This is a genomic window from Comamonas sp. 23 (assembly GCF_049601575.1).
In the GTDB taxonomy this organism is placed as follows: Bacteria; Pseudomonadota; Gammaproteobacteria; order Burkholderiales; family Burkholderiaceae_C; genus Comamonas; species Comamonas squillarum.
Genome location: NZ_CP187127.1, coordinates 2,291,523 through 2,304,918 on the forward strand (window position 1 = coordinate 2,291,523; position 13,396 = coordinate 2,304,918).

13 protein-coding genes are annotated in these 13,396 nt (G+C 64.6%); 7 read left to right on the forward strand and 6 right to left on the reverse strand.

Going from position 1 to position 13,396, the window contains the following annotated elements:
- Positions 1-106: 106 nt before the first annotated feature.
- On the reverse strand, positions 107-439 hold the full coding sequence (trxA, locus tag ACPEE1_RS10240; protein WP_027010832.1) for a thioredoxin TrxA: 333 nt from the start codon (positions 437-439) through the stop codon (positions 107-109).
- A gap of 260 nt (positions 440-699) precedes the next feature.
- Between trxA and ACPEE1_RS10245 the strand changes: the two genes are divergently transcribed.
- From ACPEE1_RS10245 to ACPEE1_RS10260, 4 genes are all read left to right on the forward strand, one after another.
- Positions 700-1,194 (forward strand): hypothetical protein, encoded by a 495-nt coding sequence (locus ACPEE1_RS10245; protein ID WP_116924173.1) that lies wholly within the window; start codon positions 700-702, stop codon positions 1,192-1,194.
- Between the two features lie 183 nt (positions 1,195-1,377).
- Entirely contained in the window at positions 1,378-1,827 is a 450-nt protein-coding gene (gene dut, locus ACPEE1_RS10250) for a dUTP diphosphatase (protein ID WP_182342149.1), read from the forward strand.
- Positions 1,828-1,908: 81 nt separating this feature from the next.
- A complete protein-coding gene (locus ACPEE1_RS10255) occupies positions 1,909-2,454 on the forward strand; it encodes a glycine zipper 2TM domain-containing protein (protein ID WP_116924171.1) in 546 nt (181 codons plus the stop codon).
- A 163-nt stretch (positions 2,455-2,617) separates the two neighbouring features.
- Positions 2,618-3,406 (forward strand): transporter substrate-binding domain-containing protein, encoded by a 789-nt coding sequence (locus tag ACPEE1_RS10260; protein WP_116924170.1) that lies wholly within the window; start codon positions 2,618-2,620, stop codon positions 3,404-3,406.
- 115 nt (positions 3,407-3,521) lie between these two features.
- Here ACPEE1_RS10260 and ACPEE1_RS10265 read toward each other — a convergent pair whose 3' ends face one another.
- On the reverse strand, positions 3,522-3,977 hold the full coding sequence (locus ACPEE1_RS10265) for a hypothetical protein (protein ID WP_423936266.1): 456 nt from the start codon (positions 3,975-3,977) through the stop codon (positions 3,522-3,524).
- Positions 3,978-4,163: 186 nt separating this feature from the next.
- Positions 4,164-4,976, reverse strand: coding sequence for a posphoenolpyruvate synthetase regulatory kinase/phosphorylase PpsR (gene ppsR, locus ACPEE1_RS10270; RefSeq protein ID WP_116924168.1), 813 nt, complete (start codon positions 4,974-4,976; stop codon positions 4,164-4,166).
- Positions 4,977-5,266: 290 nt separating this feature from the next.
- Between ppsR and ppsA the strand changes: the two genes are divergently transcribed.
- The gene (gene ppsA, locus ACPEE1_RS10275) at positions 5,267-7,660 is read left to right on the forward strand and encodes a phosphoenolpyruvate synthase (RefSeq protein ID WP_423936268.1); all 2,394 of its coding nucleotides are present in this window, start codon (positions 5,267-5,269) and stop codon (positions 7,658-7,660) included.
- A gap of 137 nt (positions 7,661-7,797) precedes the next feature.
- On the opposite strand, the gene wrbA is transcribed toward ppsA, so the two are convergent.
- Both wrbA and ACPEE1_RS10285 read right to left on the reverse strand, forming a co-directional pair.
- On the reverse strand, positions 7,798-8,397 hold the full coding sequence (gene wrbA, locus ACPEE1_RS10280; protein WP_116924166.1) for an NAD(P)H:quinone oxidoreductase: 600 nt from the start codon (positions 8,395-8,397) through the stop codon (positions 7,798-7,800).
- 209 nt (positions 8,398-8,606) lie between these two features.
- Positions 8,607-9,497 (reverse strand): LysR substrate-binding domain-containing protein, encoded by an 891-nt coding sequence (locus ACPEE1_RS10285; protein WP_423936271.1) that lies wholly within the window; start codon positions 9,495-9,497, stop codon positions 8,607-8,609.
- A 187-nt stretch (positions 9,498-9,684) separates the two neighbouring features.
- On the opposite strand from ACPEE1_RS10285, the gene ACPEE1_RS10290 reads away from it, so the two are divergent.
- Positions 9,685-11,163, forward strand: coding sequence for an MFS transporter (locus ACPEE1_RS10290; protein WP_423936273.1), 1,479 nt, complete (start codon positions 9,685-9,687; stop codon positions 11,161-11,163).
- Positions 11,164-11,178: 15 nt separating this feature from the next.
- On the opposite strand, the gene ACPEE1_RS10295 is transcribed toward ACPEE1_RS10290, so the two are convergent.
- The gene (locus ACPEE1_RS10295; protein ID WP_423936275.1) at positions 11,179-11,817 is read right to left on the reverse strand and encodes a helix-turn-helix transcriptional regulator; all 639 of its coding nucleotides are present in this window, start codon (positions 11,815-11,817) and stop codon (positions 11,179-11,181) included.
- 88 nt (positions 11,818-11,905) lie between these two features.
- Between ACPEE1_RS10295 and ACPEE1_RS10300 the strand changes: the two genes are divergently transcribed.
- Positions 11,906-13,360, forward strand: a complete 1,455-nt coding sequence (locus ACPEE1_RS10300; RefSeq protein WP_116924163.1) for an MFS transporter — start codon at positions 11,906-11,908, stop codon at positions 13,358-13,360.
- Positions 13,361-13,396: the final 36 nt, after the last annotated feature.

A 13,396-nucleotide genomic window follows, 5' to 3' on the forward strand; every position in this document is an offset into this window, starting at 1 on the left:
AAATGCAAAAAGCACGGCCAAAACCGTGCTTTGTAGGCGATGGCCGCCAGATCTGGCCAGCCATGCCGGGATGCAGACGCGCTGGCTGCGCATCCAGCGGTTCGATTTAGGCCAGTTGCTCGTCCAGGAAGGCCGTCAATTGGGCCTTGTTCAGTGCGCCCACCTTGGTGGCAGCCAGTTCGCCGTTCTTGAACAGCATCAGCGTGGGGATGCCACGGATGCCGAACTTGGCCGAGATGGCGCGGTTTTCATCGACATTGACCTTGGCAATCTGCAGCTTGTCCTTGTAGCTGACCGACACTTCTTCCAGCACGGGAGCGATCTGCTTGCAAGGGCCGCACCATTCGGCCCAGAAGTCCACCAGAACATTGGTGTTGGGTTGCAGAACATCGCCTTCAAAGCTGGCTTCGTTGGTGTGCTTGATCAGGGATTCCGACATGGCAGGTTCCTCGTTAAATTTTGGGTTTTTTGGCGCCAGGGGTTGCGCCATGGACAAAAGTTGAGGCCATTGTGACAGAAAGCAAGGCCGGGTGCAGGCAGCGCGCGCCGCATCTGACGCGTTGTGGGGGCGCCAGATGTCAAGCACAATGCACTCTCAGAGGGACGAGAGGGTCCAGGCATGCACAGCTGCTATGCCGGAGTTTGAAACTATCAATCGCTGCTGCCGCTTGCAAGCGACGGCGGCAAGAGGAGAGGCCATTGGCACTGCTGAACAGGGACAGCGCGTCTGTCTATGACACACCACCGCACGGCGACTTTGTGCGCTATGTGGACCAGCTCATCGCCCGGCAGAACTCCGGTGCCGCTCATACCATGGGCAGCATGCAGCGCCCGGCGCGGCCCGGCCACGGCCAGGCGCCATTGCCATCGGCTGCATCCAGCCACGCGAGCAGCAACCCGATCGCCGACCAGGCCCAGGAGCTGCTCGACCGCATCCGCCAGATGGACCAGACGCGCAAGGGCAGGCGCCAGGGCGCGGCGCAGACGCTGACCACCACAACGCGCAGCAGTTCAGGCGCATCTACCACATCGATTTTTACCTCTGCCGGCAGTGGTACGGCCAGCAAGAAGTCGTTCAGCGGCTTCAAGCTCATCGGGGTGCTGATTGCCGCGATCCTGGGCATCATGTTTCCGCCGCTGGGCATCGTGATGCTGATTGCGGCCTTCAAAAAGGGCTGGTCCCAGAAAGACTAAGCGGCATCCCAGGGCCCGCCAGAATGCGGTCACGGTCTGGGGCGGCGGGTTGCTTGGCGGCTGTGGCTGCAAATCCTTGCATTTGTATGCATACGGTAAATGGCTGTAGGCCGGTGCACCAACTGCGCTGGCGGGCGTTGTGTATATGCTAGCCTTCGCTGCATTGATAGCTGAACCACCACCATGATTGTTGACCTGAAGATTCTCGACCCCCGCATGCAAGCGCAGCTGCCCCAGTACGCCACCCCTGGTAGCGCCGGCCTGGACTTGCGCGCCTGCCTCGATGCCCCCCTGACCCTGGAGCCCAACGCCTGGCAACTGGTGCCCACCGGCCTGGCCATCCATCTGCGCGACCCTGGTTACGCGGCGATGATCCTGCCGCGATCGGGCCTGGGCCACAAGCATGGCATCGTGCTGGGCAACCTGGTTGGCCTGATCGACAGCGACTACCAAGGCCAGCTGATGGTCAGCGCCTGGAATCGCAGCAGCCAGCCCTTTGTGCTGGAGCCGATGGAGCGCCTCGCGCAAATGGTGATCGTGCCCGTGGTGCAGGCGAGCTTTCAGGTAGTGGAAGATTTTGGCGATGTGTCCGAGCGTGGCGCCGGGGGCTATGGCTCCACCGGCACCAAATAGGCCGCCCCACCGTATTGAGACTGGCAGGGCCACGATGGCCTTGACCGCAACGTCATTTTTGTGATCTGAAAGGAGAGCGCAATGTCCCCATCGAATTCAAGCTCGCGCAGCTTGCTGCAACGCGCCAGCAAGCTGGGCCTGGCCCTGGCGGCTACCTCGGTGCTCGCCGCCTGCGTCCAGGCACCGCCCCGTTATGACAACCGCTACCCGCAAGGCCCGGCGCCCCAGCAACAGGGCAGCTACCCGCAGCAGGGCGGCTATCCGCAGCAAGCGCCTTACGGCATGGAATATGGCACCGTAGGCAATATTGAAGAGCTGCGCTCGCAGTCGCGCAGCACCTCTGGCGTAGGCGCCATCTTGGGTGCCGTGGTTGGCGGCGTGCTCGGCAACCAGGTGGGCGGCGGCTTTGGCCGCATGGCCGCCACCGCAGCGGGTGTGGCCGGTGGTGCAGCGGCCGGCAATGCGCTGGAGCAGTCGTCGAGCAGCGGCCGCAGCACCGTCAGCGGCTACCGCATCCATATCAACTTGCAAAACGGCGGCCAGCGCATTTTTGATGTGCCCAACCCCGGCGATCTGCGCCCGGGCGACCGCGTGCAGATCAACCAGGGCCAGATCTCGCGCTATTGATCGGCGCAGCGCCTGCCAGGTTTGGGTGAACCCCGATGGGCAGGCGGCTGGCGCTGGGACACAATGGCGCCGCGTGTCTCAAAAAGCGTGTACACCGCAACGGTGTGCACGCTTCTTTTGCGTGATCTTCCCTCCCGATAGTTGACCCCACCAAGGTGCCACCATGTTCCAGAAGACAACCAACACTCTTGCCGCCATGGCCGTCAGTGCGACGGCGCTTGCGGCCCTGTCGCTGCCTGCCCAGGCGGGCCCCCGGCTCGATGCCATCATGCAGGCCAAGGTGCTGCGCGTGGGCACCCCGGGCGACTACCGCCCCTTTGCAATGAAGGCCGATGGCAAATACGCCGGCCACGATATCGAGGTGGTCGAGGCCATGGCCAAGGAGCTGGGAGTCAAGGTCGAGTATGTGGACACCAGCTGGCCCAAGCTGATGCAGGACCTGCAGGACAACAAGTTCGATGTGGCCGTGGGCGGCATCACGCGCAATGTGGCGCGCCTGAGCAAGGTGCAGATGCTGCCGGGCTACGCGCCGTTTGGCAAGGTGGCCCTGGTGCGTGCGGCTGACAAGGACAAATTCACCACGCCCGAAAGCCTGAACCAGGCCAGCGTGCGCGTGATCAAGAACCCTGGCGGCACCAACGAAGCCTATGTGCTGCAGAACCTGAAGAACGCCCAGGTCAGCACGCATGACAAGAACGCCGAGATTCCGGGCCTGATCGCCGAGGGCAAGGGCGATGCGATGATCACCGAGACCTATGAGGCGCTGCACTACAGCAAGGCCGACCCGCGCCTCTACGCCGCCTACCTGGACAAGCCGCTGACCCCCGTCAACCAACTGGGCTTTATGCTGCCGGTGGACGATGCCGACTACCAGCGCGTGATGCAGTTCACCTGGGATGTGCTGGCACTGCGCGGCGTGCTGCAGCAAGAGGCGCAGAAGTGGCTGAAGTAATCAGCTAGGTGACCTCCACGCTAGCCGACAAGGCACCATAGGGCAGGGCCTGGCCGCTGTTGGTATGAAACCGAGTGGGCCAAGGCCCACTGATTCTTTGGCGGTAGGGTTGGGCCTATTCCAGCGGCTCGTCTTCGGGCGTGCACTGGCGCTTCAAGCTCTGCGCCTCATAGTCCAGCGTCTGCTTCATCGCGCCGCCCAGCAGTGCTGCATCGATGTGCAGATGAAAGTTGTCACCGGTATTGGTTTGCTTGGCCTGGGCGGTCAGCATCTTGCCGCAGGTCACCGTCCAGCTCTTGTTGTTCTTGTCCAAGAGCTTGCTGTCCTTGATGCGGCACTGGCTGAAATGCTTGGACAGGATCAGATCGGGATAGAGAAAGCCGTCCTTGTCCACCAGTTCCGGGCCGATGCAGCGGTCCTTGGTACGCGGGGCCTTGGCGGGTTTGTTACCGATGGCCGATTTGGTCTCGGTCACGGAAAAAGCGCCCGGCTGGGCGGCTTGGGCGGACAGGGCGGCCAGCAGCGCGGCACAGAGGCCGGCGCTGGCGATCCAGGTCAATGTTGTGTTCATGCTTGAACTCCTGAGCGGCGGCCCATCCACACGGGGCCGTGATCGCTTGGTTATAGCAGGCGCGCATGCGGCCTGCTGTAAAGCTGTGCGAAGCAAGGGTAACGTTGCGCATCCCTACCGCGCAGCGTTAGGCAATAGCCAGGGGCCGTGTTGGGCAGCGATTTGCAGCGATCGGCAGCGCGCCGCTCACTCGTCCTGCTTCAGTCCCTGCATCACCACGGCGGCAATCTCCTCGATGGACTTGTGCGTGGTCGACAGCCACTGGATGCCGGCGCGGCGCATCATCGACTCGGCCTCGGCCACTTCCATGCGGCAGTTTTGCAGGCTGGCGTAGCGTGAGTCGGGGCGGCGCTCATTGCGGATCTGGGACAGGCGCTCGGGTGCAATGGTCAGGCCAAAGATCTTCTTTTTATAGGGCAGCAGGGCCGGGGGCAGCTGCTGGCGGTCAAAATCCTCGGGGATCAGCGGGTAGTTGGCGACCTTGAGGCCAAACTGCATTGCCAGGTACAGGCTGGTCGGGGTCTTGCCGCTGCGGCTGACCCCGACCAAAATCACATCGGCACCGGCCAGGTCATGGTTGGTTTGGCCATCATCGTGCGCCAGGCTGAAATTGATCGCCTCCATGCGGTCGAAATATTCCTTGCTCTCGCTGATGTCGGTAAAGCGGCCGATGCGGTGGTGCGACTTGGCGCCCAGCTCGTCTTCGAGCGGCTGCACAAAGGTGGCAAACATGTCCATCACCAGGCCCTTGCAGTGCTCATGCACTACTTTGACGGTCTCCGGTTCGACCAAGGTGGTGAACACAATGGGCTTTTTGCCCTCTTTCTCGGCTGTGTGGTTGATCTGGTGCACGGCCTGGTGGGCCTTGTCGACCGTGTCCACAAAGGGCAGACGCACCGCACGGGTGGTGATGTCGAACTGCTTCATGATGGCGCGGCCAAAGGTCTCGGCTGTCACGCCGGTGCCATCAGAGATAAAGAAAATGGTGCGTTGGTGCATGGTGGTACATCGGCGGTAACGGGCGAATTCTGGCGCAGGCTGCGCACAGCTGCGTGCGGGGTTTGTCATTGTTGACCACGGTGTTCAGCAAGTCGCAAGCAAAATGGCAGCAGCACGCCTACAATGACGCCCATTATTCACATTTCCCGCATGTACTCCGGCCTACCAGTACAAATACAAAGCCAGATGTCCGAGCCCGCAGCGGCCCGGCAGGAGTCTATGCGTGCGTGCCATTGCCCCCACTGCGGCCATGGGCGCCCGAGCCAGTTTTTAACTTCCGGAGCTTCACCATGTCCAACCTCTACAGCGCGACCGCCCTGGTCGTACCGTTTGAGAACCTGAGAATGACCGACGTCGAGGTCGTAGGCGGCAAGAACGCCTCGCTCGGCGAAATGATCTCGCAATTGCCGCAAGGCGTGCGCGTGCCGACCGGCTTTGCCACGACGGCCCATGCGTTTCGCGAGTTCCTGGCCCACGAAGGCCTGGCTGACAAGATCAGCGCCAAGCTCGCGGCGCTGGATGTGGACGATGTGCGCGCGCTGGCTCAGGTCGGCGCCGAGATCCGTGCCATGGTCGAGGCCCAGCCTTTCCCGCTCGATTTGCAACAAGCCATTGCCGAGGCCTTTGTAACCTTGCAAGCGGGCAATACCGAGGCCTCCTTTGCCGTGCGCTCGTCGGCCACCGCAGAAGACCTGCCCGACGCTTCGTTCGCTGGCCAGCAAGAAACCTTCCTGAACGTGGTGGGCATCGACGATGTGCTGCACAAGATGAAGGAGGTGTTTGCCTCGCTCTACAACGACCGCGCCATTTCCTACCGCGTGCACAAGGGCTTTGCCCACGACGTGGTGGCGCTGTCGGCCGGTGTGCAGCGCATGGTGCGCTCGGATAAAGGCGCTGCTGGCGTGATGTTCACCATCGACACCGAGTCGGGCTTTGACCAGGTGGTCTTCATCACCTCCAGCTACGGCCTGGGCGAGACCGTGGTGCAAGGCGCCGTGAACCCGGACGAGTTCTATGTGCACAAGCCCATGCTCGAAGCGGGCAAGCAGGCCCTGATCCGCCGCAACCTGGGCTCCAAGCTGGTGCAGATGGTATTTGCCACGCCCGAAGAAAAGGTGGCATCGGGCAAGCTGGTGGCCACCACCGATGTGAGCCCCGAGCTGCGCAACCGCTATTCGCTCACCGATGCCGAAGTGCAAGAGCTGGCGCAGTACGCGCTGGTGATCGAGAAGCACTATGGCCGCCCGATGGATATCGAGTGGGGCAAGGACGGCACCGACGGCAAGCTCTACATCCTGCAGGCACGCCCTGAGACGGTGAAGAGCCAGTCCAAGGGCCAGGCCGAGCAGCGCTACAAGCTCAAGGGCAGCGGCACCGTGCTGGCCGAAGGGCGCGCGATTGGCCAGAAGATCGGCACCGGCCGCGTGCGCCTGGTCTCCGACATCTCGCAGATGGACCAGGTTGAAGCCGGCGATGTGCTGGTGACCGACATGACCGACCCGAATTGGGAGCCGGTGATGAAAAAGGCCGCGGCCATCGTCACCAACCGCGGTGGCCGTACCTGCCACGCCGCGATCATTGCGCGCGAGCTGGGCATCCCTGCCGTCGTGGGCTGCGGCAATGCCACCGAGCTACTCAAGAACGGCACCCTGGTGACGGTGAGCTGCGCAGAAGGCGACACCGGCCGCATCTATGACGGTCTGCTGGAAACCGAGATCACCGAGGTCAAGCGCGGCGAGATGCCACCCATCAAGACCAAGATCATGATGAACGTGGGCAACCCCCAGCTGGCCTTTGATTTTGCCCAACTGCCCAACGATGGCGTGGGTCTGGCACGTCTGGAATTCATCATCAACAACAACATCGGCGTGCACCCCAAGGCCATCCTGGACTACCCCGCCGTCGATGCCGATCTGAAGAAGGCCGTCGAATCCGTCGCCCGGGGCCATGCCTCGCCGCGCGCTTTCTACGTCGACAAGATCACCGAAGGTGTGGCCACGATTGCGGCGGCTTTCTACCCCAAGCCCGTCATCGTGCGCATGTCGGACTTCAAGTCCAACGAGTACCGCAAGCTGATCGGCGGCAGCCGCTACGAGCCCGATGAAGAAAACCCGATGCTGGGCTTCCGGGGTGCGGCGCGCTACATCTCCAAGGATTTTGGCGAAGCCTTCAAGATGGAGTGCGAAGCGCTCAAGCGCGTGCGTAACGACATGGGCCTGACCAATGTCAAGATCATGATCCCCTTCGTGCGCACCCTGGACCAGGCCAAGCGCGTGACCGAGCTGCTGGCGGCCAATGGCTTGAAGCGCGGCGAGAACGGCCTGGAAGTCATCATGATGTGCGAAGTGCCCTCGAACGCCATCCTGGCCGATGAGTTCCTGGAGTACTTCGATGGCTTCTCGATCGGCTCGAACGACCTGACCCAGCTGACGCTGGGCCTGGACCGTGACTCCGGTCTGGAGCTGCTGGCTGCCGACTTTGACGAGCGCGACCCTGCCGTCAAGAAGATGCTCGAATGCGCCATCACGGCCTGCCTGGCCCAGAACAAGTACGTCGGTATCTGCGGCCAGGGCCCTTCGGACCATCCGGACTTTGCGCAGTGGCTGGCGGACAAGGGCATTGCCTCGATCTCGCTGAACCCCGACAGTGTGATCGACACCTGGCAGCGCCTGGCCGCCAAGTAAGCGGCACTCCCCTGCCACCGCTGTGGTGGCAGGCACCCCACCAGGCGCCAAAATCAAAAAGCCAGTCAGGACCTCTGACTGGCTTTTTTGCGTTCTAAGACTGCTGCAGCCGGCCAGGCCGGCTAAAGGCTAAAGGCTCAGGCGCTCAGCTTGGCAGCAAGTGCAGCAACCTTGGCGCCCTGGGCAAAGGCCAGTTCCAGCTCGGGGGCGGAGGGCTGGCGCGAGCCATCGGCACCGGCCAGGGTGGCTGCGCCGTAGGGCGAGCCGCCCTTGGCCTGCGACAGGTCAAACTGCGAAGGCAGGCCAAAACCGGCGGGCACGATCACCATGCCGTGGTGGGCCAGGGTGTTCCAGAACGAGGTCACGGTGGTTTCCTGGCCGCCCAAGGTGCCCGTCGACGTGAACACGCTGCCGACCTTGCCCGACAGCGCGCCCTTGGCCCACAGGCCCCCAGTCTGGTCGAGGAAGCTGCGCATCTGGCCGCTCATATTGCCAAAACGGGTGGGAGTGCCAAAGATGATGGCGTCGTACTCTGCGAGCTCGGCTGGCGTGGCCACAGCGGCTGCCTGGTCCACCTTGCCGCCAGCGGCCTGGAAAGCCTCTTGCGGCATGGTCTCGGGTACGCGCTTGATGACCACCTCGGTGCCGGCGACACTGCGTGCGCCTTCGGCGATCTTGCCGGCCATAGTCTCGATGTGACCGTACATGGAATGGTAGAGAACCAGAACTTTAGCCATGGTGAATATTTCCTTTGTCGATGAAGAGGGACCGCTACAGCGGTGGGAGCGTCTCCAGAACCGGTATGCGATCCGTTCTTGGCGCCTGGATCTACTGTAGGGCGTCTGCGCCTGTTTGGGGTGCCCCGGGTTTGAACGCAGCGTTGCATGGATTTGAACAATCGCCGCCAGCCGGCATGGCGCGCCAGAGCCTTCCTGGGCTGGTGCGATCACCAGGCGCTGCGCGCCAAGAGCAGCTGGCACAGCGCCTGCACCTTGGGTGAGGCATGGCGCGTGCGCGGGTAGACCACGGAGAGCGCGCGGCTGCGGCCTTCCAGCGCGGGCAGCAGCCGCTCCAGCCGGCCATCGGCCAGCGCATCGCGCACCGCAAACCCCATCACCTGGGCCACGCCCAGGCCGGCAATCGCGCCTTCGATCAACGGGTCACCACTGTCGAATCTGATCGCGTGGGGCGCGGGCCAGTCGATGGTGCTGCCGTCGGGGTGGCGAAACTGCCAGGGCACGGCAAAACCCCGGTAGTGGTTGTAGACCGACAGGCAGCGGTGCGTGGCCAGCTCTTGCAGGTTTTGCGGCCGGCCGTGGCGGGCGGTATAGGCCGGTGAGGCGACCGTCACCCAGTGCAGCGGCGGCAGCGGCCGGCCGATCATCCGGCTGTCGAGCAAGGGGCCGATGCGCACCGCAGCGTCAAAACCCTCGTCCACCATGTCCACCAGGCGGTCGGTGAAGCTGGCCTCGATCTGCAGACCCGGGTGCTGCTGCAGCAGCTGGCCCAGCAGGGGTGTCAGCACCATGCGGCCGAGCACCGAAGGCGCCGTCATGCGCAGCACGCCGGTGGGCTCGCAGCGCCGGTCCAACAGCTGCTGCTTGGCATCGTCCAGCCCGGCGATCAGCGCGGCACTGCGGTCGACCAGCAGGCAGCCATCGGGGGTCAGCGACACATTGCGGGTATTGCGGTGCAGCAGGCGCGTGCCCAGGTCGGCCTCCAGCTGCGCAATGGCGCGGGAGATGCGCGACTGCGTGGTGCGCAGGCTGTGCGCGGCCTGGGTAAAGCTCTTGTGCTCGGCCACCTTGATCAGCATCTGTACCGCGTTCAAATCCATGGATGGCTCCGGCAAGGGTATTGATTCATTTTTGCATAAGTAAAAGATATTTTTGCTATTTATCTTCGTTATTGATTTAAATACCATGGCGCCATGACCGGTCATCACCCGCCTGCAGGCACCCAGTGCTGCAGGTTTTCTGCGCGCAGACCGCGCCGCATGCTTTTTCCCTTGTCGGAGTGATGACGTGACCCTTGAAGAACCCCTGCGCCAGCCTGCTTTGCTGCGCCATCCGCGCGCCGCGCTGGCCTTGCTGTCGTTTGCGCAACTGCTGATTGCGCTCGACGCGACGATTGTCTTTGTCGCGCTGGATGCCATGGGCCAGCAGTTGCAGCTCGATGCCCGCCACCTGCAATGGGTCATCAGCGGCTACAGCGTGGCCTTTGGCGGCTGCCTGCTGCTGGGCGGGCGCTGCGCTGATCTGCTGGGCCAGCGCCGCATGTATGTGGCAGCGATGGCGCTGTTTGGCCTGGCCTCCTTGGCTGGCGGCTTTGCGCAGCTGCCCTGGCAGTTGGTGGCAGCGCGCGCCGGGCAGGGGGTGGCAGCGGCGCTGCTGTTCCCGGCCACCTTGTCGATGATCAATACCTTGTATGCCGCAGGCGCTGCGCGCAACCGTGCGCTGGCCGTGTGGAGCATGGCCAGTGCCGGCGGCCTGGCGGCTGGCGCCTTGCTGGGCGGCCTGCTCACCCAGACCCTGGGCTGGCACTGGGTGCTGTGGGTGCTGGTGCCGATTGCCTGGCCCTGCGCGCTCGCCGCTGGCCGCTACCTGCCTGCGATGCCAGCAGTGCCGGCTGCACAGCGCCGCTTTGACCTGCTGGGCTGCATCAGCGTGACCGTCGGTACCAGCGCCTGGGTGGCGCTGCTGGTGCAGGGCCCGCAATGGGGTTGGGCTGACGGGCGCACACTGGGCCTGCTGCTGCTGGCGCTGGCCGCGCTCGGTCTATTCTGGCGCACCGAAGCGCGGGTGGCTGCGCCCCTGATGCCGCTGGCCATGCTGCGGGTGGGCAGCTTGCAGACCAGCATGCTGCTGGCCATGCTGTTCATGAGCAGCTACGGCGTGCAGTATTACTTTCTGGGTCTGTATTTTCAGCAGGTGCTGGGCTGGAGCCCGCTGCAGGCCGGCCTGGCCTTTGTGCTGCCGACGGCGGTGTGCACCTGGGGCATACGCCTGGCCGAGCGCGGCCTGGCGCAGCAGGGCACCCGCAGCGTGCTGCTGCGGGGCTGGGCCGCCGGTGTGCTGGGCATGGTCTGGATAGCTGCGGTGCTGCCGCTGGCCGGCAACTATGCCGGGCTGGTACCCGGCTTTGTGGTGATGAGCCTGGGCCAGGGTGCGAGCTGGACCGGCATGTGGGTGCTCGTGGGCCAGGGTATTGCGCCGGCGCGCCAAGGCGTGGCGTCCGGTGTGGCTGCCACCGCGCAGCAGGTGGGCGCGGCGCTGGGCCTGGCCTTGCTGGTGATGCTGGCGGCCGCGCCGCTGGCTGGGCTGGAAGGAGCCAGCGCCGAGACCCTGCGCCAGGCCAATGCCCAGGGTCTGCAGCATGCGCAATGGGGCGCGGCGGGCCTGGCCTTGCTGGCCTGGCTGGTCTGCCTGCGCATGGCCAGGCCGCAGGCCCTGTCGCGTACGGATACCCCGCCGGTGGGCGAAGGCCGTGGCGTCTCCGTCTGAGCGGGCCCTGAGCTGCTATAGCGGCTGTACCAGGTAGACGCAGCGCTGGCCGCCGTCAAGCAGGTACTCGCTGCGCTCCAGCGTGGCCAGATCCCGGACCACCTCCTGGAACAGTCCTTGCTCGGAACGGCAAAAGCCCCGGCAGCTTTGCGCAGCCGCGCAGATCGGGCAGTGGTGCTCCACCAGCAGCCAGCCTTGCGGGTGGGGCTCGACATGGGCCATATAGCCCTCCTGGGTGCGGACCTGGGCCAGCTGGGCCAGGCGCTCAGGCAGGCCGGGGGCGGTGCAGGCCTGGCGGTAGCGGCTGCGTGATTGTGCTTCGCGCTCGCTGATCAAACCCTCCATGCCTTGCTGGCCAAACAGCTTTTCGATCGCGCCAATCAGCTGCACCGTGAGCTGGGCATGGGCATCGGGAAAGTAACGCTGGCCCGCTGGGGTCAAGGTCCACAACTGGCGCGGCCGGCCCGCGCCCGCCGGCTTTTGCAGATCGGCCTGCACGAGGCCCTGGTCGGCCAGCTTGTTGATCTGCTGGCGGGCGGCCTCGGCCGTCATCTGCAGCGTGCGCGCCAAGTCGGCGGTGCTGGCCGGGGCCTGGCGCTTCAAGGCTTCGAGCATGCGCATGGTAGAAGAGGGGTCGATGGGGAGCGATGGCATTTATTTATACAAGTCATAGCTTGTTTTATTGCTGAGAGCGGGGAATTATCAAAGACAATACTTGCATTATTTCACAACCAGGAATGGCATGGCATCCTCAACTTCATCACCCCTCACCACAGGCGCCGCGCCCGTGCCCGAAGCGCCTGCCGGCTGGGCCCAGCTGCTGGGCCGGCCCCATGGCCTCAAGGCGCTGGCGCTGACCGGCGCGGTGGCCATGCATGCGATCAATGTGCATATCGTCACCACCATCCTGCCCTCGGTGGTGCAGGAGATTGGCGGCCTGGCCTGGTATGCCTGGAGCACCACCTTGTTTGTTGTGGCCTCGATCATTGGCGCGGCACTGGCGGTGCGCATGCTGGCCCGCTGGGGCGCACGCGGCGCCATGCTGGCAGGCCTGCTGGTGTTTGGCCTGGGCAGCTTGCTGTGTGCAACGGCGCCATCCATGCCGATGCTGCTGCTGGGCCGCGCGGTGCAGGGCCTGGGGGGCGGCGCGGTGGGGGCGCTGAGCTATACCTTGATCCGGCTGGTGTTTCCGCCCGCGCTGTGGCCGCGCGCGATTGGGCTGATCTCGGCCATGTGGGGTGTGGCGACGCTCAGCGGCCCAGCCGTGGGCGGCCTGTTTGCCCAGGCTGGCCAATGGCGCCTGGCCTTTGGCGCCTTGTTGCCCTTGCTGGTGCTGCAAATGCTGCTGGTGCAGCGCCAACTGGCCCCGCAGCGCCTGCTGCGCAGCACACCCGCGCAGGACGGCCGCATTGCCGGGCTGCAGATTGTGCTGCTGGCGCTGTCGGTGCTGTTGGTGGCGGCGGCCAGTGTGGTGACTGCACCGCTCTGGCAATGGCTGCTGGGCGCGGCAGGCTTGCTGGCCGGGGCGGCCGCGATCTGGCATGAGCGCCGCGCCAGCCGCCGCCTGCTGCCCCAGGGCAGCACGGCGCTCGGCCAGCCGCTGGGCATGCTGTACGCCGCCGTCGCCCTGCTGCTGGTGGGCACGATGACCGAGGTGTTTGTGCCCTATCTGCTGCAGCACTTGCATGGCTTGCAACCGTTGACGGCGGGCTATGTGACGGCTTTGCTCGCCGGCGGCTGGTCGGTGGCGTCGGTGTTGTTCTCGGGCAAAAGTGGCCGGGCCGGCAGGGCACTGATGCTGATCGGCCCGGTGCTGTGCACGTTGGCCCTGGTGGCCTTGGCGCTGACCATGCCCTGGCAGGGGATGGCGGCGCTGGTGGTCTGTGGCCTGGCGCTGGCTGTGCTCGGTCTGGGGGTGGGCATGGCCTGGCCCCATGTGCTCAATGCCATCATGCACAGCGCCAGTGCCCAGGAGGCCGACAGCGCCGCATCGGGCATCACGACGGTGCAGCTCTATGGCATGGCGGTCGGTGCGGCGCTGGTGGGCCTGGTGGCCAATGCGCTGGGGTTGACCGCGCTGGGCGACCCGGCAGCGCTGGGCCGCTCGGCGCTCTGGTTGTTTGCCGTGTTTGCGCTGTTCCCTGCATTAGCGGCCTGGTCGCTGCGGCGATTTTTGCGCCGTGCTGCAGCGCTCTGAGGCATAAAAAAACAGCGGAGCCACCTGCGTGGTCTC